Raw genomic sequence first — 20842 nt, 5'->3', positions numbered from 1 at the left:
TAGGCTGGGGTCCGACACATAGCACTTGTGAAAGGACTCCCCCGTGAGTGTGGATGAGCTGGTTGGTCAGGTTGAGCGTGCGCGCCAGGATTACGAGGCGTTGGTGGCGAAGGGGCTCAAGCTTGATCTGACGCGGGGGAAGCCGTCGCCGAAGCAGTTGGATGCGGCCGAAGGGGTGCTGTCGCTGACTGGGGATCCGGTGTCGGCGGACGGGACCGACCTGCGGAACTACGGTGGGCTGAACGGGCTGCCGGAGGTGCGGGCGATCTTCGCCGCGGATCTACAGGTGCCGGTGGACCAGCTGCTGGCTGCGGGGAACTCGAGCCTCGAGCTGATGCACGACGCGGTCGTGTTCGCGCTGCTCGGGAAGGTTCCGGGAGCGGAGACGCGCTGGGCGGACGTCGAGGGGTTGTCGTTCCTCTGCCCGGTGCCGGGGTACGACCGGCACTTCGGGATCTGTGAGCGGTACGGGATCAAGATGATCCCGGTGCCGATGACGGCCGACGGCCCGGACATGGACGTGGTCGAGCGCCTCGTGGCCGGGGACGCCGCGATCAAGGGCATCTGGTGCGTGCCGAAGTACAGCAACCCGGACGGCACGGTGTACTCCGACGAGACGGTCCGCCGGCTCGCCGCGATGGAGACCGCGGCGCCGGACTTCCGGATCTTCTGGGACAACGCGTACGCCGTGCACCACCTGACCGACTCCCCCGCGCAGCTGGCCGACGTGCTCGCGCTCTGCGCCGAGAACGGGCACCCGGACCGGGCGTTCGTGTTCGGGTCGAGCTCGAAGATCACCTTCGCCGGAGCGGGGGTCGCGTTCTTCGGGTCGTCCCCGGACAACATCAAGTGGTGGCTGAGCCACACGGTCAAGCGGAGCATCGGCCCGGACAAGATCAACCAGCTCCGGCACGTCCAGTTCCTCCGCGACGCGGACGGACTGCACGAGCACATGCGTACGCTGGCCGCGCTGATCCGGCCGAAGTTCGACGCGGTCGACAAGATCCTCACCGCGGAGCTGGGCGGCACCGGGCTCGCGTCCTGGACCGCGCCGGCCGGTGGCTACTTCGTCAGCCTGCAGGTGCCGGAGGGCTGTGCCCGCGAGGTGGTCGCGAAGGCGAAGGCGGCCGGGATCGCGATCACCCCGGCCGGTGCCACCCACCCGTACGGTGACGACCCGACGGACCAGGTGATCCGGATCGCCCCGACGTACCCGGAGCTCCCTGAGGTCGAGGCCGCCATCACCGGTCTTGCCATCTGCGTGCGCCTGGTCTCTCTGGAGAAGCGCCTCGCGGATCAGAGCTGAGGTAGCTCGAAGATCAGGCAGTTCGAGGTTGCGTGGGCGAGGAGTTTGCCGCGTTCGTCGTACAGGTGCGCTTCGGCGACCGCCGTACGGCGACCGCGGCTGATGATCCCGCCCTCGCAGCGCATCAGGCCCGACTCGACCGTGACCGGCTTGATGAACCGCGTCATCAGGTCGAGCGACGTATAACCGAACCCGGCCGGCAGCGTCGAGTGCACGGTGCAGCCGGCCGCGGTGTCGAGCAGTGTCGCGATGACGCCGCCGTGCACGGTACCGAGCGGGTTGTAATGGAACTCGGCCGCCGGCATCAGCACGGTGACCTTGCCCTCCTCGACCTCGATCCCGGTCCCGCCGACCAGGTGCAGGATCGGCGGCGCGGGCAGTTCGCCGTCGCGCATCGCGCGCAACATCTCCAACCCGGACGACCGTCCGAGCCGCGCCGCGGTCTGCGCCGGATCGCTCCACTCGAACGTCCGGCTCCGCAACCCCTGCTGAGTGTCCGTCATGGATCGAGCCTCACACCGCCGAGCTGAGTCTGTCAACGAGACTTAGCTCTCCTGGCCATCTTCCCGACGGATTGCGGATAGGCTGCCCTGCGGGAGGATCGAAGTGAGGCAGTTCAACGCACCGCCGGAGTGGCCGTCACCACCGAGAGCGGACTGGCGGCCACCACGGCGCTGGCAACCACCCGAGTCCTGGCCCGCCGCGCCCCGCCGCTGGGCGTTCTGGGTCGACGAGCACGGCCGGCCCGTCCGCGGACCGATCGGCAGGTACGGCGGCACTCGCCGGCGGACCGCGCTCGCGCTGGTCGTGGTGCCGGTCGCGCTGATGACGCTCGTACTGCTGAACCCGTTCGGCCACAACGAGTCGACGAGTACGGTGCCCCCGTACCGCGCGACTGTCGCCGCGACGGCGCCGCCGACCACTGTGGCGCATCCAACCGTGCAGCGGACCGAGCGCCCGGCCCGCCAGGAGATCCGTACCCCGACCCCCACGCCGACCCGGTCGAGCACCACAACCAAGGCGACGCCGACGGCCGCCACGTCGTCAACGTCAACGCCGGTAGTGACGCCGACGCCCACCCCGACCGTGGTCGTCTACAAGAACTGCGCCGAGGTCCGCGCCGCCGGCAAGGCACCACTGCACCGTGGCGACCCCGGCTACTCCGAGGCCCTCGATCACAACGGCGACGGCGTGGCCTGCGACCGCGGCAACTCCTGACGCAAACCCTCGTTCCACAGCTCGGCGGTCTGGCTGATCCAGAACGCCGCGAACAGCACGATCAGCGCGGCCTCGATCCCGAGCACCGCGTGGTCCCAGCCGAAGAGCTTCTTCCAGACGTACATCAGCAGCGGTACGACGACCATCGCGACCGCGATCACCGAGTACCGGTTGGCTCGCGAGCGCGGTACGCCGCGCTTGCGCCGGAGCTGCTCGGCGTTCGCCAGCACGACCACGACGATGCACGCGAACATTACGATCGCTGCCGCGTAGTGCGCGTGGCCGATGAAGCCGGACCGGTCGACCACGAACCAGGCCAGCCCGCCGCCGAAGATCAGCACCGCGACGCCCAGTCCCAGTAGGTACAGCGGTGTCCAGCCGTCCGGGTCGCGGATCCGGTCACGGACGATGAAGACCGCGGTCAGCAGCAGGCACGGTACGCCGACCACGAACAGCGCGAGCATGTTGTTCGAGACGTTGGCGGCCGCGTCCCCGAGCACCACCGGCACCGAATGACAGTGCCCCTGCCCCGGCGTCGGCACGAGCGCGACACCGGGCGCGAGGATGCCGGCCACGTTCAGCAGGATGTCCTCGGTCTCGGTGTTGCCCTTGAGCACCACCATGCAGACGCCGATCGTGATCAGGGCACCGACGAAGATCGCCCGGACCGGTGTGTAGTAGTACGCGCTGATCGAGGTCTGCAGGCAGTGCGGGTCGGTCTTCGACCACTCGATCACCACCGCGGCCCCGAGCAGCACGATCATCGCCACCATCGCCATCCGCAAGTAGCGATAGGTCTTGATCGGGTAACCGGTCATGGCGGGCCCCCTCGGCGTGCATGCGCTGATTCACTATCGCACGACGAGTGGCCGGAACGCCTCCTGAATCGTCGCGGTTGTCGGGGTCACGTCCATGTCCGGGTCGGGCGAGCCGACGCCGTAGTAGGTCGTGAACGAGATCGTCGCGGGACAGGCCGAGCCGCTGATCTGCACGGTCGTCTTCTTGATCAGCCGGCCGGTACGTAGCTCGTACACGTTGACCGGTACGGCGATCTTGTGGAAGGTCACCGACCGGACGCCGACGTATCCCTTGATGCCTTCGTACTGGCAGGTGCGGACCGCCGGGCCCTGGCTGTCCTCGCCCGCACAGATCACGAGCGCGGCGTTGTCGGCCGTCGTCCCCTTCCACTGCGACGGCAGCTTGCTCACGTAGTCGTCGGCACCCGTGAACACGGCACGATTCACGCCGGGCCGGAGCCGCGGCGCGAGGCTGAACTTGGCCGGCGTCTCGCAGTACTTACCGGAGGCGACCAGGCCGCGTACGCGCGCCAGTTCCGCGCGGATCTTCGCCTGCAGAATCTCGTGGTCGGCCTTCTTCATGCCGGCGCGGGCGCGGTCCGCCTGCTTCGAGTGCGGGTAGCGAGTCACCAGCTGGGCGTAGATGTTGCGCGCGTTCGGCCAGTCCTTGGCTGCGGCCTGGGCGTCGCCGCAGCCGAGCAGCGCGTTCGGCTCGATCCGCGGGACGGCGGCGTTCGCCTGGTCGAGGATGTTGTTGGCCTTCGTACGGGCACGCAGCCAGTCGCTGATCGCGAGCGTCTGGCACGGGTCCTTGACCGGCAGCCCGTTGAGGAACTCGTCCAGCGCGGTCTTGACCGTGTGCTCCTGGTTCGGCTGGGCGAGGACGGAGGCCAGTACGTTGAACCCGCCCTGCATCCCGGCGACATCGGCGGATGCCTTCGCGGTACGCAGGCGGTCGGACGCCACGTCGATCCGGTCGCAGGCGGCTACGTCCGTCTCGACCCGGGTCGTCCGCGGCGCGTCGCCGATCCGGTGACCGAGGTTGTACTTCGCCCGCGCGTCCCGTACTCCGTCGCAGCTGCCCGCGTCCCGCGACGCGACCGCCTCCTGGTCGATCCGGTGCGCGTCGTACCGCTCGAAGGCGACGCCCGCGAACACCAGCAGCGTCACGCCGAGCGCGACCAGTCGCTTGGTGAGGTTGGCCGCCCGGAGCGGTTGCCGGCTCGCGAGGAACCAGCCGTGAACGACCTGCAGCAGACCCCACGCGATCAGCGCGAACTCGTACCCCGGTTCACGCTGGCTGCACAGCAGTACGACCAGGACCGCGGTACCGATCAGACCGAGCGCGCCGAAGAGCCAGCGGCGGATCAGGAAGTAACCCAGCCCCAGCAGCGAAGCGTTGCCCAAGGCAACGGCCAGTGGATCGTGGATGTACTTCGACGGCTGCCTGGGTGGCGGTCCCAGGTACGGCAGACCGGTCGGGGGCGGTAACTGCTGGTAGCTCACCCTGCAATTCTGACCGGTCCAGTACGCAACCGCAGCTCGAATGACCGGTTCCTGTCACGCCAGCCGGATGCTCTTCTTGTTCATGAACTCCTCGATGCCGGCGGGGCCGAGTTCGCGGCCGAGGCCGGACCGTTTGATGCCGCCGAACGGGAGGTCGGCCTGCGATCCGCCAGCCCGGTTCAGGTACACCATGCCCGCGTCGATGCGGTCCGCGACCCGGCGGTTCCGGGCCTCGTCGGTACCCCATACCGACGCGCCGAGCCCGAACGGTGTGTCGTTCGCCAGCCGTACGGCGTCGTCCTCGTCGGCGGCCTTGAAGACGATCACCACCGGGCCGAAGATCTCCTCGTAGTAGGCGTCCATGTCCGATGTGACGTCGGTGAGCACCGTCGCCTCGAGGTATGCGCCGGGCGTGATCCGGTGGCCGCCCGCGCGCAGCGTCGCGCCTTGCTCGACCGCCTTCGCGACCTGGGCGGCGACCTCGTCCGCGGCGGCGTTCGAGGCGAGCGGTGGGAGCCTGGTCGCGGGGTCGGCCGGGTCGCCCGGTACGTAGTACTCCGTGACGCGCTTGGTCAGCCGGTCGACGTACTCGTCGTACAGGTCGGCGAGCACGATCATCCGCTTTGGTGCGTTGCAGGACTGGCCGCAGTTGCGCATCCGTGCGGTCGCGGTGGCGTTCACGGTCTCGTCGAGGTCGTCGGTGTCGAGCACGATCAGCGGATCGGAGCCGCCGAGTTCGAGGACGGTCTTCTTCAGGTTCTTGCCGGCCTCGGCGGCGACACTGATACCCGCTTGTTCGCTGCCGGTGAGCGAGACGCCGGCGATCCGCGGATCGGCCAGGATCGCCGGGATCTGCCGGCTGGATGCGAACGTGTTGACGTACACGTCCTCCGGTACGCCGGCCGCGTGCAGGAGCTCCTCGATCGCGCGTGCCGACCGCGGACAGATCGAGGCGTGCTTCAACAGGATCGTGTTCCCGAGTACGAGGTTCGGCGCGACGAACCGGGCGACCTGGTAGCACGGGAAGTTCCACGGCATGATCCCGAGCAGCGCACCGATCGGGCCCTTCGTGATGACGGCCCGGCCGCCTTTGATGTCGACCGGTTCGTCCGCGAGCAACGCCGGCCCGTGCTCCGCGTAGTACCGGAAGATGTCGACGACGATGCCGACCTCGCCGCGCCCCTCATTGATCCGCTTCCCCATCTCCAGCGTCATGATCGCGGCCAACTCGTCCACCCGCTCCGCGAACAACTCCGCCGCCCGCGCCACGATCCCCGCCCGCTCCCCCACCCCCCGCGCCCGCCACCCCGGATAAGCCCCCGCCACCCGCCCGATCGCCCCCCGAACCTCCCCCTCCGTCGAATTCGCCACTTCCTCCACCAACACCCCACACACCGGATCGGTCACCGAGTACACGAGCCACCTCCATCACGAGATCAGCGAAGGGCACATACTGTATACAGTGTTCTGCGATCCGGGAAGCGCGCCGGGACCGGTTGAGACCTGGGGGCTCAGGAGGCATGCTCGGGTGGTCGATGTCCGCCCCTTCGTCGATCGGATGGCTGTTGTGGCTGGGTTGTTTCGTCGGGTTGTTCGGGTGGTTGGTGTGTTGGTTGCGGTTTCGGTGCCTTCGGTGGCGCTGGCTTCGCCGGGTGGGTCGGCTCCGCCGGATCCGGTGAATGCCTGGCAGTACCCGCACTGGCCGCAGAAGCAGCCTTGGCAGACCTCGGGGAAGGACTCGCGGGTCGCGAAGACCTTGGCGAACGGGTTGCCGGGGCCGATCGACCCGCAGAACTGGGAGAACCCGGACCACATGACCTGGGCGGACTACGTGAAACCGCCGGGGACGAATTGGGCCGACCCGGCGGTGAAGGGGTCGGCCAGGACGTTCAAAGGCGCGCTCGTACTGCTCGACTACCCGAACCAGGACTTCGTCATCACCAAGCCCAAGGGATCGACGGTGTTCGGGAACCCGAGCGCGGCGGCGAACGGCGTACCGCGGGACCAGGTCGCGAAGTTCTACAAGGACTTCCTGAACACCCCGGAGCCGCTCAACCACGGTCACACGCTGCACGAGTACTGGATGGAGGACTCCGGCGGCCGGTACGGCGTGGACCTGACCGCGTTCGGGCCGTACCGGATGCCGGGCAAGTCGCACGAGTACGGCATGGAGTTCCAGGGCGGTACGGGCTGTCCGGCCGGCGACACGTGCACCAAGGACATCCGTACGGACGGCAAGGCCGCCTGGGTCGCGGACCAGGGTCCGGACGTACCGGCCGGGTACGACTTCGTGTTCTTCCTCAGCGCCGGGCAGGACGAGTCGTCCACCTGGCAGGAGTTCGGGATGATGAAGTTCCCGACCAAGGAGGACGTCACCGACGACTTCGGCCCGCCGGACCCGGCGCTGCCGAACTGGTCGAAGACGCGGTACGTCGACTGGACCTCGTGGGCGGCCGGTTCGTCGATCTGGCCGAACGCGGGCGGCGGTTCGTCGACCCAGGCGGAGAGTTCCGGGATGGCGGTGTTCGCGCACGAGTTCAGCCACATCCTCGGGATCGGCGACAACTACAACAACCCGTACGGCGTCCCGCCCCGGCGCGCGTACACCGGGATCTGGGAGATGCTCAGCCGGGGCAGCTTCAACGGGCCGGGCGGCCCGCACAGCCGGTGGATGATCCCGGCGACCGGCGGCGCGTCGATGGGCGCCCAGCACATGCTCCGCAACAAGATCAAGCTGAACATGGTCGCCGAGCAGAACGTCCTGCGACTCGACCGCGCGGGCCTTGCCACCTCCGGAGTCGTCGTCGCGAACGTCAAGGCGCGCAGTGTGCAACCAGGCCCGGCCGAGCTGTCCGGGATCAACATCGACCTTGGTACCGCGGGCGATCTGGACGCGCCGTGCGACGTGACGAAGGATCCGCTCTGCGACGGACGCGGGTACCAGAACTACACCGTCGAGGTGGTGGACCGGATGGGTACGGACTCGTTCACGCCCGATGCCGGCGTACTGCTCGCGAAGACCAAGAACCAGGACCGCGCGCCGTTCGAGTGGGTGATCGACGCGAACCCGCAGGACATCAACATGACCGACTACGTGCTGCCGGACGGTACGAATGTACCGATCACGATCGGCGACTACCGCCAGTTGTCGGACGCGCTGTTCCACGCCGGCACCAACTCGGGCAGTGAATACGAATACACGGACACGGCGAACCGGCTGCACTTCTACATCACCAACGTCCACCGCAATGCGAAGGGCGAGCTGTCGTACACCGTCGCGATCCGTTCCCTCGACGGCTCCGGACCCCAGAAGCGCGGCGTACGCGTCCTGCCCACGGTCGCCACGAACGGCACGTGCAACTTCCGCCTCACGAACACGGGCAAGCCCGGTACGACGCCGTACACGAAGGGCGATGTCTACCGCCTGACCGCGAAGACAAGCAACTGGCCGATCGCCCTCCCGAACGCCCTCGCCACCGCAACCGCCGGCCAGCAGATCACCGTCCCCGTCTACACGAAGCCAGGCACCGGCCCCCTCTCCAAGATCACCCTCACCGCAACCTCCGAAAGCGACCCGACAAAGTCATCCACCGCCACCTGCACCGCCATCAAGTAGCGACATCAGCGCGCCGAGCGTCCACCCAAGACCAACGCCCGGCGCCGCGTGCAAGTAGGAGGCCACCCGCTCGGCGTCCCACCCGTGCGCCTCGACCAGCCCGGTCGCGATCCACCGCAGGTACGACTCTGCGGGCGCGACCGGCACACCGATGGTCCCGTGCGTGATCGTGTACATCGGCAGCCCGTCCAACTCCCCCAGCCGTACGACGGTCTCGTACCGGCCGTCACCGACGGAATGCAGCGTCGTCACGGACGGCAGGACCGCGGCGACTGCCAGCGCGTACGCCCCGCCGGGCTCGCGCCACATCTCCTGAGCGGCGACGTCGGCGAACTGGTCCGCGGTCAGCAGGTACGCCCGTCCAGCCAGCTCGCCGTCGGCAGCAGGGTTGTAGAAGGCGGAGCCGCCGCCCCACACCTTCGACGCACCGGCGAAGGCCAGACCGCCTGGCACCAGGACGCCTGCGGAGCGCGCCGGGGCGGTGGGATTGCGGCAGCCGGGATACATCCGGGCGCCACCTGGTGGTTGTCCGCCGGACAGGTAGCAGGTGAATCGTGCCAAGGCGAGGTTGGAGCCGTAGGCGACATACCACACCTGATTCGTCACGCCTGCACCTTCCGTGGGCTCGGACGATCAGATTAGGGTGCCGGAGGCTCCATCCGCCCCGACAAGGAGACCCAGATGCCAGACATCAACCGCCGGAGGTTCCTGCAACTGGCCGGTGCGTCGGCCGCGTTCGCCGCGATGACGAACAGCATCGAGCAGGCCGCCGCGATCCCCGCGCACCGCCGGTTCGGCAACATCCAGGACGTCGAACACATCGTCGTACTGATGCAGGAGAACCGCTCGTTCGACCACTACTTCGGCACGCTGCACGGTGTTCGCGGGTACGGCGACCCGCGGCCGGTGACCATGCCGAGCGGGAAACCGACGTTCTACCAGAAGAACGCTCTCGGCAAGGAGATCCTGCCGTTCCGGCCGGAGGCGGACAACCTCGGGCTGCAGTTCATCCAGGACCTCGCGCACAGCTGGCCGGACGCGCACGCCGCGTTCAACAGCGGCCGGTACGACCAGTGGATCCCCGCGAAGACGACGACCACGATGGCGTACCTGACCCGCGAGGACATCCCGTTCCACTACGCGCTCGCGGACAAGTTCACGCTCTGCGACGCGTACCACTGCTCGTTCATGGGCTCGACCGACCCGAACCGGTACTACATGTGGACCGGCTATACGGGCAACGACGGTACCGGCGGCGGCCCGGTCCTCGGGAACGACGAGGCCGGCTACGGGTGGACGACGTACCCGGAGCGCCTCGAGAAGGCCGGCGTCTCGTGGAAGATCTACCAGGACATCGGTGACGGCCTGGACGCCAACGGCGGTTGGGGCTGGATCAACGACGCGTACCGCGGCAACTACGGCGACAACTCGCTGCTGTACTTCGACAACTACCGCAACGCGCAGCCCGGGAACCCCTTGTACGACAAGGCCCGTACCGGCACGAACGCGAAGGCCGGCGAGAGCCTGTTCGCGCAGCTCGCCGCCGACGTGAAGAACAACCGGCTGCCGAAGATCTCCTGGATCGCCGCGCCCGAGGCGTTCACCGAGCACCCGAACTGGCCGGCCAACTACGGCGCGTGGTACATCTCCCAGGTCCTCGACGCGCTCACCGCGAACCCCGAGGTGTGGAGCAAGACCGCGCTGTTCATCACCTACGACGAGAACGACGGCTTCTTCGACCACGTCGTTCCGCCGTTCCCGCCGATGGACGCCAACCAGGGCCTGTCGACGGTGGACCCGACGCTCGACCTCTACACCGGATCGAAGGCCGCGCACGGGCAGTACGGTCTCGGGCAGCGGGTGCCGATGCTGGTCGTGTCGCCGTGGAGCACCGGCGGCTATACCTGCTCCGAGGTGTTCGACCACACGTCGATCATCCGGTTCATGGAGTCCCGGTTCGGCGTGCACGAGCCGAACATCTCGCCGTGGCGGCGCGCGGTCTGCGGCGACCTGAGCTCCGCGTTCGACTTCGGTACGTCGGCCACGCTGCCGGCGAAGCTCCCGGACACCAGCGCGTACCAGCCGCCGGACAACAAGCGGCACCCGGACTACGTACCGACGCCGCCCGCGTCCGGAACGCTCCCGGCCCAGGAGCGCGGCCGGCGCCGGACCCGTCCGTTGCCGTACGCACCGGTCGTCGACGGGACGGTTGCCGACAGCAAATACAAGCTGACCTTCAGCTCCGGCCCGCACGCCGGCGCGCAGTTCCTGATCACGTCCGCGAACCGCACCGACGGCCCGTGGACCTACACCACCGAGGCCGGCAAGACCGTCGCCGACAGCTGGAACCCGATCTACTCGGGCGGCGTCACCGACCTCACCGTCCATGGCCCGAACGGCTTCCTCCGCACCTTCAAGGGCAAGCCCGCAACCGCCCTGGAGATCATCGCCCGCGAGAACACCACCACCGGCAACGTCACCCTGACGCTGACGACGGACGTCGCGCGCACCGTCACCATCACCAACGCCTACGGCGGCACACCGAAGAAGCTCACCCTCAAGCCGGGCAAGACCACCTACAACGTCACCAGCACCACCTGCTGGTACGACGTCTCCATCACCACGACAACCGACTCCACGTACCTCCGCCGCTTCGCCGGCCACGTCGAAACGGGCGTGCCGGGCCTGAGCGACCCAGCCATCAAAACCGTCTGAGATCGCACAAGGCAGCGCAGCCAGCAAGGTCTCAGCAGCAGCGGATCTGCTGAGACCTTGCTGCCCCCAGCACGCTTCGGCAATTCATGATTGGCTGAGACGTTGGTCACTCGCTGAAAAGATCTCCGTCGGCGGACGGCACCAGTGGCCTGCGAGCAGATGTGGGTGGCGGCAATAACTGTGCGGCCTCAAGCTCAGATATTCCAATCAGGTCGCCATCGAGGATCCGGGTCAGGAGTTCGTCTTGCGCCGGCTCCAGTGCGACGCATCGACCGAGAACATTGAGCAGTTCGAGCAACTCCGTCGTCGTCCTCGCAGTCCACCGCGTCGCAACAATGTCATTCAGCGGAGATGTTCGTTTGCCTGACGGCGTACTCCGCCGATAGTCGAACCAGTGTTTCAGGACCAGCATCCCCGATACCTGGTATTCGAAAACTTCCGGAGGGACCGGTGCGATCTCTCCCGCGCCAACAAACAAGGTGCAGGTCGCCGCGTCATAGTCCAGCCGTGTTGGCATGCCTTCCTCTGTATCCGGAATGCCTACTCGCACCTTCGGTCGACCGACAGACATCCGGGGAGGGCCAGGCGGCCGTCCTGCCGCTCTGCTGGTTGAACGCTCGCCATAGCTGTGCAACCAGAGGACCTCACGGCCTAGCTCAAGTGCATCCACCCACGCCCCGGCGTCAGCCGTCAACGGGATCCGGATGCCAGGTGTGGCAAGGAAGGGCGCGAATCGCCTGGCGAACCCGCCGTGGGCCGTGACAGCAGCGATGTACGCAACCAAGTCCTGCGCACCGACAGCAAAATCAAACTTGGCCTCGAGAAGCTCCAACAGTCCGCTGACGACATTGGGGGTCATGGCCGCAGCGTCCCGATAGAGCGGTGCCACCCGACCACCCCGCCCCATAAAATGGTGGACATCCGGAATCAAGCCGGGAAACATCAAGCCCGGACCCGCTGTGATCGGCCGATCATGCTGCTCCACAACGAAGATCTGCTGATCCGAGTAGGTGAGCCACAGGGGTGTACGAGGACGGTCGAGAACCCGCGCGTCCGCGATCAGCCATTTCCGATCGAACGACCTGTGGGCAACTCGTTGCAGCGTCGGAACTGGATCAGATTCGGTTGCGAGCGGTCTTGTATGAGGGCGCACGCCGGGTAGCTGGGAAACCTCCGAATGCACGGCTGTCGTCACAGTCTCCTTCAGAAGGAGCGGCTTGTCCTCAGGCGGCGCGACAATCAGGTCGTGCCAGCGCCGTTCGAGCGAGTCCCGATCAGGCGCATAGACCCAGCTTCGATTGGGCGTGACCCCAGGGGATGTCCACGGCATCAGGTCGTCCAACGCAGGCATCGAGGACCATTGGGTGTCGGCAACCGCCTGGAGTGGATCGGTCCAGCCGGCGGCGCACTCTACCCAACCATTGCCGTCGATCCCGATTGCCCTGAGCTTGGCCGCCTTCTCGTCGACTGATCCGGTCACCTCAATCCGGCGTATTCGCGCCGGAGTGTTTGCGTCCGGGCGGCCCCGGCGGATGAACACGGCAACACAGATCGGCTGCTGATTCGCTGTGAAGAATCTAGTGCGCATATGCGGCTGGTGCCCCTCCGGAGTAAGGTCGATCAACCAGCCCTCGTCGGTGGTCCTGCGGAGGTACTCTCGCATACCGGCAAATCCTCGACCGGTCGTGAAGCCGGCAGAGCAAACCATGGCAACCACCCCCGCAGGATCAGCCGGATGCGCGTCGAAGGCCTTCCATGTCGCCCAGCGCCAAAAGTAGACGTACTTGTTGGAGAGCACGTACTCGAGTTTCCCGTTGCCAGGTTTCCGGAACGCTGAGAGGCTCGGCGACGCCGCCGTCTCGGACGGCTCCTCGATCCAACTCGACGTACCCTTGGCCTTGTCCTTGTACGGCGGATTTCCGATGACGACCATCACTGGCTCGTCACGCTTCACTCGGTTGGCTCCGTGCCGCGACTGTTCGATCGCTTCGTACATCCGACCCAGTGGGAGAAGTTGAAGATCGGGATCGTCGAGGGTGTCACTCAGGAACCGCCGTTCCTTGGCCGGTACCTCGGCCCGATGGCGCTTCTTCAGCAAGGTATGGATGCGGAGCTCCGCGACCGCGTACGGCGCTGCTTGGTTCTCGAAGCCGATCAGTCGGTTCGAGAGCTCGCGCAGGTGCGGGACCACCGAGCCTGGCCCCTCCTCGTGCGAGACCGTCTCAGCGACCTTGTTGATGACGTCAGCGAGAAAGCTGCCCGTACCCATCGCAGGATCAACGACGATGACATCCCGTTCCGCGAAACCGAGCGATCGATCAAGCCTGTCCCGCAAGATGTCGTCCACAAACCTCGTCATGAACGAGACCAATGTCGCTGGCGTGTAGTACACGCCGCTCTTCTTGCGCAACTGCGGATCGTACTTCGCGAGAAAGTTCTCGTACAGCAGCTCGTAGGAGTCGTCGGGGAACGAGCTCCAGTCGACGACACTGAGTACGCGAATCATCGTCGCCAGTGCAACGCTATGCTCATCCTCCGGCTGATCCGTCAGGACGGTCAACGCTCGTCCCATCAGCGAATGCTTCTTTCCGAGCAGGCGAGCGATTTCGCCGATCGACTGATGATCAAAGCTGACTTCTTCGACGCGCGCGAGCAGAAGCGCGAAGGTTACTGTCTGCGCATATTGATCTGCGAACTCATCGTCAGTGAGGTTCGGAAACAGGACTTGCCGCCAGTCGGTGGCAAGTCTCGTGAAGTTGGGCGCTGCCTGCCCTCTTCTTTCCCTTCCCAGCTCCGTAGCAATGTCGTCGCGCAGAAGTCGACAGAGATTTGCGACCAGCCGAACCAGCTCGTCCAGGTTTCGAGGCCGTTCTGGCTCCCACAGCAGGAAGGTGGTCATGACGCGCGCAAACTCGGTCCCGACGGTCTGCAACCTTCCGGACGCATGGACGAGCCCAGGCTCCAGTCGGGCTACTCTGCCCTGCAATTTTCCAAAGCTATAGCGGGCGAACTGCTCGCCGTCCGAGTAGATAACATTCGGGAGCTGCTGAAACCGCTGCCACTGCTCCAGGTCGTGCTTGGCCGGGCGTTGCCAGGTCTCCGGGATGCCGAACCCCGGCCTCTTCAGCTCCACATACCCCACTCGAGCACCGGCGACGTCGACGGCGTAGTCGGGCCGGATCGACAAGTCCGGCAGTCGCGTTTCGCCGATCATCGTGACCGTGAGACCGAGGCTTTCGGCGATCGCGCGTGTCATCCGTTCGAACGGCCCGCGTATGTGATCCTCGGAAGATCCGGCCCCCGTTCGGAGCTTCCGTGTGACTTCACGTCCGAATCGTGCGACCGCAAGGTCGATCGGGGTCGTTCCATTTGGGTTCTCGGCAGCACTTGATCGGGGCATGCGCACCCTCCCACTGGTGTCAGACGCCCGAATTCACCTCACCACACAGCACCTCTTCAACCGAGTTTCCGATACTCAACTCTGCGTGGCGACTCGAATCGGCGCGCCACCTTTGACCGCAGGGGCGAGCGACGTCGTCAACGGGAAAGACAGCTCAGGCGCGGTGGACCTGGACTCACCAGCGCGGCGCGAGGCAGCGCAACACCCCGAGCAATGAGCCTTTGGAAAAACGGAACTACTGCCCGGGGGACTGAGTACGTGTACTCGCGCACTACTCGATCGACGGCAAAGAGCAACAGTGGGCGGTTTCGTGCCGGACCTCAATCCAGTCGCCGGCGAGACGACCGCCTGATATCCAAGGTTCGACCGGATCTTGCAGTTTCCGACGGAGGACAACAGGTGACTGGTTGCCTCCTCGCCGTCGGACGTTACTTCAGGTCCGCCCGTGACGCGAGCCGCCGGCGGCGCATCAAACCGGACCAAACACCCAACTCCCTCTCCCTCTTCTGTTTTTTCTCTGTCTTTCTTTAAATGTTCTCTTGAAGGTCACCACAGACAAATCTCCGACTCTCCACCAAGCCAGCCACTATTCTAAATTCTCTTTTCTTTCCTTTCTCTTCTTCTGTTCTCCTCTTCTTCTGTTCTCCTCTTCTTCCTTTGTCTTTCTCTCCCTTTCTTTGGGATCAGATGATCGGGACCTCCGGCGCCGTTGAGTCGCCGGGGGTCTTGTCGTCGAGGTGGTCGAGTTCGTCGACGGCGATGCGGGTGGTCCAGCGTTGGTCGGGGTCGGGTTGGGGGATGGAGTCGAGCAGGAGTTTGGTGTACGGGTGGGAGGGCTCGTGCATCACCGTGGAGACCGGGCCGCGTTCGACGATCTGGCCCTTGGTGATGACCATGACCTCGCCGCCGAGGTAGTACACCGTCGACAGGTCGTGCGTGATGAAGAGCGTCGTCATGCCATGTTCACGCTGGAAGTCGAGCAGGATGTCGAGGAAGTGCTTGCGCACCTGGGCATCCAGCATCGACACCGGTTCGTCGGCGATGATGAACGACGGCCGGAGCATATGCACACGGGCCAGCATGATTCGTTGCCGTTGGCCACCGGACAGCTGGTGCGGGTACCGGCCGAGGACGTTCTCCGGTTCGAGGCGGACCGCGCGCAACGACTCCTCGATCAGCTGGAGACCCTTGGTCCGGGAGTCGGCAAGCTTGAACTTCTTCACCGCCTTCCACAGCACGCGATCGACCCGGTAGAAGGGGTTGAAGATCGCGTACGGGTCCTGGAAGACGGGCTGTACGTCGCGCCGGTACTCGTCGTACTCGGCCCGGCTCAGTTTGAAGATGTCCTTGCCGCCGTACAGCACCGAGCCGGCCGTCGGCTTCTGCAGGCCGAGGACGTTGCGGGCGATCGTGCTCTTCCCGCTGCCGCTCTGCCCGACCAGGCTGACGATCTGCGGCGGCGACGCGGCCAGGCTGAAGCTGACGTCGTCGACCGCGGTGATGTAGCCCTCGGCGACCCCACGCGCGTGGAATCGTTGCTGTACGCCCCTTAGTTCGAGTGACGACTTCACGAGGCCCTCCTGCCGAACTTCGGAATCGAGTCGATCAGCTGCCGGGTGTACGGGTCCTGCGGATCCTTGAACACCTGCCGTACGTCGCCGACCTCGACGAGCTGCCCTTCGTACATCACCGCGACCCGGTCGGCGAGCTGCGCGTGTACGCCCATGTCGTGCGAGATCACCATCAGCGTGACGCCGAAGTCGGTCCGCAGGTCCGCGAGCGACTGCAGGATGACCCGCTGGATCGTGACGTCGAGCGCGGTGGTCGGCTCGTCCGCGATCACCAGGTCCGGTTCGAGCGCGACCGCGATCGCCATCAGGACCCGCTGCTTCATCCCGCCGGACAGCTCGTGCGGGTACATCCGGCCGACCCGTTTCTCCAGTCCGACCTGTTCGAGCAACCGCGGAACCAGCTCGCCCAAGGAGTCCTTGCGCGCGGGCGCGTGTTCCAGGATCACGTCCTTGAACTGGTCCTGGACGCGCATCACGGGGTTCAGCGAGCTCATCGACCCCTGCGGCAGATAGGACAACGCCGACCACCGAAGGACGCGCAGCTCTTCGCCGTTGACCTTGAGCAGATCCACCGGCGACCGTCCGGCGGGGTGGAACATGACCGATCCCCCGGTCACCTTCCCCGGCGCCTTGAGGAGCCGGAGCAACGCGACCGCGAGCGTGCTCTTCCCGCTGCCCGACTCCCCGGCGATGCCGAGGATCTCGCCGCGGCGTACGTCGAGATCGATCCCGCGGACCGCCTTCACATCGCCGCGGTTGGTGAGGTACGCGACCTCGAGCCCCTTGACTTCAAGGACGTTATTCACCGGCCACTCCCCTCAGCCGCGGGTTGTAGACCTCTTCGAGGCCGATGTTCACCATGTTCAGCGCCGCGAACAGCAACGTCAGCAAGGCGATCGGGACCACGAACATCGGCCACGCCCCCAGCGTCAGTGCCCCGGTGCCGATCGCGTTGAAGATGATCTGCCCCAGGTCGATCACCCCACCGGGCCCGAGACCGATGATCTCCAGGCCGACCAGGCCGAAGATCGCGCCGAGCGCCGAGGAGGCGAACCCGACGCCGATGAACGGCAGCAGGTTCGGCAGCAGCTCGGTCACGATGATCTCCAGGTCGCGGGCCTTGCTGACCCGGGCGAGGTCGACGTACGGCCGGGTCCGCAGGCTGAGTACCTGGGAACGGATCGTCTTCGCCGCGAACGGCCAGGAGAAGATCGAGATCATCACGCCGACCTGGAACAGGCTGACGTTCTTCGCGTACGCCGACAGCGCGATCAGCAACGGGAACGTTGGAATGACCAACAGGATCCCGGTGAAGGTGGACAGGATGCCGTCGATCCAGCCGCCCTTGTACCCGGCGACGAACGCGACGATCACGCCGACGACGGTGGAGATCACACCGGCGATCGCCCCGATCTGCAGGGACACCGCGAGCGCCTTCACCACCATCGCGAACACGTCCCGCCCGAACTGGTCGGTGCCGAGCAGATGGCCCGGTCCGGGGACGAGCCACTTGTCGTACGCCGCCAGCTCGATCGGGTCCTGGCCGTGGCCGATCGCCTTCGCGATCAGTGGGCTGAAGAGCGCGAGCAGGATCAGCAGCCCGAGGATGACCAGCCCGGTCGCCAGCCGCCGGCTGTTCCGGATCGTTCGCAGTACCGCGGTCAGTAGTCTCATCGTCATCACTTCCAGTACTTCACGCGCGGATCGAGCAGCGGCAGCAGCAGATCCAGCAGCAGGACGGCGGTCAGTACGGAGAAGATCGCGATGTCGGTGACACCGAGGATCGTGTTGAAGTCGAGCTGCTGGATCGCGGTGACCAGCGTGGTCCCCAGCCCCGGGTAGTTGAACAGCTGCTCGACCAGTACGTTGCCGTTGAAGATGAAGCCGAGCGAGATGCCGAACGCGGTGATCTGCGGCAGGTAGCAGTTCCGCAGCGCGTACCGGGTCAGGATCCGGCGGCCCTTCAGTCCTTTCGCCTCGGCGTACACCAGGTAGTCCTCGCCGAGGATCGGGATCATCAGCATCCGGGTGGACAGGATCCAGCTGAACGTCCCGATGATCACGATCGACAACCCCGGCAGCAACCCGTACTTCAGCACACTGCCGATGAAGGCGAAACTGATCCCTGGATTGATGTTCGAGTCGTATGCCGATCTCGCAGGCAACAGTCCCATCGAGTACGCGAAGACGTACACCAGAATCAGCGCGACGAAGAAGTACGGCACGTGCGACAGCGCGATCGACAGGTTGGTGGCGATCGCGGAACCGAGCTTGCCGCGCCGCCAGCCGGCGATCGCGCCGATGATCATGCCGAGGATCCACGCCATCACCGCTGAGATCCCGAGCAGACCGATTGTCCACGGCAACGACCGCAGGATCACGGTCTGCGCCGGCGTAGGATAGTTGATGAGCGAAGGCCCGAGATCCCCGTGCAGGATCAGCTTCTCCATGTACTTGAAGTACTGGGTCAGCAGGTTCCCGTCGAGCCCGAACTCGTGCCGGTAGCGGGCGATCAGCTCGGTACTGGCCTGTGCGTTGTAGACGTAGTTCTGCTGCAGGGTCTGGATCAGTGTCTGGACGGGGTCGCCGGGCATCATCCGGAAGAAGAAGAACGCGATCGTCAGCGCGCCCCACAACTCCACCAGGTAGAGCCCGAACCTCCGGATGGCGTACGCCGCCAGCGGATGCTGCGACAGCCAGGCCCGCACCCCGGACTGGGGTGCGGAGTCCCGGCTCTTGTCGACAGCTGCGACCGGCGGTGCCTCCGCCGTCACGCCGGTCCCTTCTGCCCGGTGGCGCTGATCTTGCCGAGCACGAAGATGAAGTGCGGCCACCAGTTCAGCGGCACCTCGTACAGGTCGTCGTCGGTCGGCCAGTCCTTCCAGAACGCCGTGTTGAAGTACGACGGGTAGCCGGTCTGGATCGAGGCGAGCAACGGCAGCTGCTGGAAGTAGATCTCCAGCGCCTTGTCGAGCAGCGGCTTGGCCTCCGGCGAGTCCGGGTTGAGCTGGCCCAGCTGGTCGATGATCTTGTCGAAGTCGGGGTTGCGGAACCGCATCTTGTTCTTGCCGGCCGAGTTCTTGCCGATCGGCTGGTACTTGTCGCTGGTCCAGTCGGTGTACAGCTGCACCGGGTCGATCGCGAAGCCGGCCCAGTTGGAGTCGATGTCGTACTGCCCGCGCTGGAACTTGTCGTCGTGGACGCTACCGGCCAGGCTGCGCAACGTGGCCGGCACGCCGACCTTCCCGAGCTGCGTCTTCAGCAGGTTCGCGATCGCGTACTCGGGACCGTCGACCGGCGAGACCGTGATGATCTCGAGGTTGATCTCCTTGCCCTTGTACGTGCGCTTGCCGGCCGCGTTCTTCGGCGCGATCTCGTCCAGCAACTGGGTCGCCTTGTCGGGGCTGAACTCGAACTTGTACTTGTTCGCGAGGTCGTCGTTCTTCCACTTGTCGTTGGTCGGGTAGTCCGCCCACGGGTACTGCGCCGGCGGCACCTTCACCGGCCAGATCGAGTTGCCGATCTTCTCCCGGTCGACGCAGTAGTTGATCGCCCAGCGCATCTTCGGCTCCGCCATCACGCCGCGGCCCGGGTCGCAGTTCAGCCACAGGACCCGTGGGTTCGGGTCGTGGAACTGCGTGGTGACGAGGTTCGGGTAGCCGGTGTTCCGCAGCTGCTTGGCGTGCGGCTCGTCGACCGAGCCGACGTCGAACTCGGCCCGCTCGAACGCCAGCGACGCCTGGTCGAGCTGCTTCGAGGTGCTCTGGAACACGACGTACTGGGGCTTGACGTCGAGTTTGTCCTTGTTCCAGTAGTTCGGATCCTTCTCCCAGATGAACATCTTCTGGTTGCGGATCGCGGTCTTCAGCTTGTACGGACCGCTGCGGACCGGCGGGTTGTCCTTGTACTTCGTCGGGTCCTGCGACTTCCAGATGTGCTCCGGCATGATGTTGTTCGGCGCACCGGCGATCGCGGCGATGAAGTTGTAGTGGAAGCGCGGCGCCGGCTTCAGGAACGTGACCTTCGCGGTGTGCGGGTCGGTCACGTCGACCGTCTTGACGAACTCCTTCAGGTCGCCGCCGCCGCCGAAGAGGTCCGGACGGTCCTTCAGCAGCATCACGGTGAACTTGAAGTCGTTGGCACCCAGCGGCTGGCCGTCGTTCCAATGGGCCTTCGGGTCGAACTTCATGGTCAGCTCGGTGAAAGCGTCGTTGTACTTGTACTCCGTGGCCAGCCAGGGCGTGAGCTTGCCCGTCGCGAAGCTGAGGAAGAACAAGGGCTCGGTGCTCAACTCGACGCCGGCGCCCGAGGGCGACCCGTTCGGGATCATGCCGTTGAAGCTGTCGAAGACCGTGTAGTCGACCTGACCGACGATCACTGTCTGGTCGCGTGGGACCGGGATGTTCGCCTTGCCGATCTGGATGGACTTGGTGGCGACGGGCTTGTTGTTCGCCGGCTTGTCGGAGTACGAGCCTTTGCCGGAGCAGGCGGCCAGGAACGCGGTCATCGCGGCGGCGCCTCCTCCCATCATGGCTCGGCGGCTCAGCTGGTACCGGACGACATCTTCGACGTCTTCGAACTGCGGGCGCGGCGCGTCATTCATGATGAATGTCACCTCCGTTGACGTTGCGTGGACGGGCGGATCACCGACCGAGAGGTGCCACGGACTATAAGTAGCGTTGACAACGTTGACAAGAGTTCGTTCCTACGTTG

15 protein-coding genes are annotated in these 20842 nt (G+C 65.7%); 4 read left to right on the top strand and 11 right to left on the bottom strand.

All coding sequences use genetic code 11. From position 1 onward, the window contains the following. Window positions 1–43 precede the first annotated feature (43 nt). Window positions 44–1306, top strand: a complete 1263-nt coding sequence (locus tag ACFYRU_RS17685; RefSeq protein ID WP_387659613.1) for an aminotransferase class I/II-fold pyridoxal phosphate-dependent enzyme — start codon at window positions 44–46, stop codon at window positions 1304–1306. Here the strand turns inward: ACFYRU_RS17685 and ACFYRU_RS17680 are convergent. Further along, window positions 1297–1809: a PaaI family thioesterase gene (locus ACFYRU_RS17680; RefSeq protein ID WP_387659610.1), complete on the bottom strand. Its 513-nt coding sequence runs from the start codon at window positions 1807–1809 to the stop codon at window positions 1297–1299. The two genes, ACFYRU_RS17685 and ACFYRU_RS17680, sit on opposite strands and share 10 nt — an antisense overlap. Window positions 1810–1912: 103 nt before the next feature. Here ACFYRU_RS17680 and ACFYRU_RS17675 point away from each other — a divergent pair, with 103 nt between their 5' ends. Next, window positions 1913–2524: an excalibur calcium-binding domain-containing protein gene (locus ACFYRU_RS17675; RefSeq protein WP_387659607.1), complete on the top strand. Its 612-nt coding sequence runs from the start codon at window positions 1913–1915 to the stop codon at window positions 2522–2524. Here the strand turns inward: ACFYRU_RS17675 and ACFYRU_RS17670 are convergent. The 3 genes from ACFYRU_RS17670 to ACFYRU_RS17660 are packed head-to-tail and all read right to left on the bottom strand — an operon-like array spanning window position 2482 to window position 6243. Beyond that, window positions 2482–3342, bottom strand: a complete 861-nt coding sequence (locus ACFYRU_RS17670) for a hypothetical protein (protein ID WP_387659604.1) — start codon at window positions 3340–3342, stop codon at window positions 2482–2484. The genes ACFYRU_RS17675 and ACFYRU_RS17670 overlap by 43 nt on opposite strands. Window positions 3343–3375: 33 nt before the next feature. Continuing rightward, window positions 3376–4827, bottom strand: coding sequence for a tol-pal system YbgF family protein (locus tag ACFYRU_RS17665; RefSeq protein ID WP_387659601.1), 1452 nt, complete (start codon window positions 4825–4827; stop codon window positions 3376–3378). A 54-nt stretch (window positions 4828–4881) separates the two neighbouring features. Then, complete coding sequence (locus tag ACFYRU_RS17660; RefSeq protein WP_387659599.1) at window positions 4882–6243, bottom strand: NAD-dependent succinate-semialdehyde dehydrogenase; 1362 nt, start codon at window positions 6241–6243, stop codon at window positions 4882–4884. A gap of 190 nt (window positions 6244–6433) precedes the next feature. On the opposite strand from ACFYRU_RS17660, the gene ACFYRU_RS17655 reads away from it, so the two are divergent. Beyond that, entirely contained in the window at window positions 6434–8443 is a 2010-nt protein-coding gene (locus tag ACFYRU_RS17655) for a M6 family metalloprotease domain-containing protein (protein WP_387659596.1), read from the top strand. Here ACFYRU_RS17655 and ACFYRU_RS17650 read toward each other — a convergent pair. Beyond that, window positions 8411–9049 carry a histone deacetylase gene (locus ACFYRU_RS17650; RefSeq protein ID WP_387659593.1) on the bottom strand — a complete coding sequence of 213 codons (639 nt, stop codon included), beginning with the start codon at window positions 9047–9049 and terminating at the stop codon, window positions 8411–8413. The two genes, ACFYRU_RS17655 and ACFYRU_RS17650, sit on opposite strands and share 33 nt — an antisense overlap. Window positions 9050–9124: 75 nt before the next feature. Here ACFYRU_RS17650 and ACFYRU_RS17645 point away from each other — a divergent pair, with 75 nt between their 5' ends. Continuing rightward, the gene (locus ACFYRU_RS17645) at window positions 9125–11158 is read left to right on the top strand and encodes a phosphocholine-specific phospholipase C (RefSeq protein ID WP_387659590.1); all 2034 of its coding nucleotides are present in this window, start codon (window positions 9125–9127) and stop codon (window positions 11156–11158) included. 106 nt (window positions 11159–11264) lie between these two features. On the opposite strand, the gene ACFYRU_RS17640 is transcribed toward ACFYRU_RS17645, so the two are convergent. The 6 genes from ACFYRU_RS17640 to ACFYRU_RS17615 form a co-directional block, all read right to left on the bottom strand. Beyond that, window positions 11265–14414, bottom strand: a complete 3150-nt coding sequence (locus ACFYRU_RS17640; protein WP_387659587.1) for a type ISP restriction/modification enzyme — start codon at window positions 14412–14414, stop codon at window positions 11265–11267. A gap of 827 nt (window positions 14415–15241) precedes the next feature. Continuing rightward, entirely contained in the window at window positions 15242–16129 is an 888-nt protein-coding gene (locus ACFYRU_RS17635; RefSeq protein WP_387659584.1) for an ABC transporter ATP-binding protein, read from the bottom strand. Then, window positions 16126–16935: an ABC transporter ATP-binding protein gene (locus ACFYRU_RS17630; protein ID WP_387659581.1), complete on the bottom strand. Its 810-nt coding sequence runs from the start codon at window positions 16933–16935 to the stop codon at window positions 16126–16128. The genes ACFYRU_RS17635 and ACFYRU_RS17630 overlap by 4 nt, the downstream gene beginning before the upstream one ends. Then, window positions 16928–17803: an ABC transporter permease gene (locus ACFYRU_RS17625; protein WP_387659578.1), complete on the bottom strand. Its 876-nt coding sequence runs from the start codon at window positions 17801–17803 to the stop codon at window positions 16928–16930. Before ACFYRU_RS17625 ends, ACFYRU_RS17630 begins: the two co-directional genes overlap by 8 nt. Window positions 17804–17808: 5 nt before the next feature. Then, a complete protein-coding gene (locus ACFYRU_RS17620; protein WP_387659575.1) occupies window positions 17809–18903 on the bottom strand; it encodes an ABC transporter permease in 1095 nt (364 codons plus the stop codon). After that, window positions 18900–20732 carry an ABC transporter substrate-binding protein gene (locus ACFYRU_RS17615; protein ID WP_387659572.1) on the bottom strand — a complete coding sequence of 611 codons (1833 nt, stop codon included), beginning with the start codon at window positions 20730–20732 and terminating at the stop codon, window positions 18900–18902. Before ACFYRU_RS17615 ends, ACFYRU_RS17620 begins: the two co-directional genes overlap by 4 nt. Window positions 20733–20842: the final 110 nt, after the last annotated feature.

The sequence above is a fragment of the Kribbella sp. NPDC004536 genome, from assembly GCF_042873835.1.
GTDB lineage: Bacteria > Actinomycetota > Actinomycetes > Propionibacteriales > Kribbellaceae > Kribbella.
Note: the sequence above shows the minus strand (reverse complement) of the source record. Positions and strands in the feature narration are given on the sequence as shown.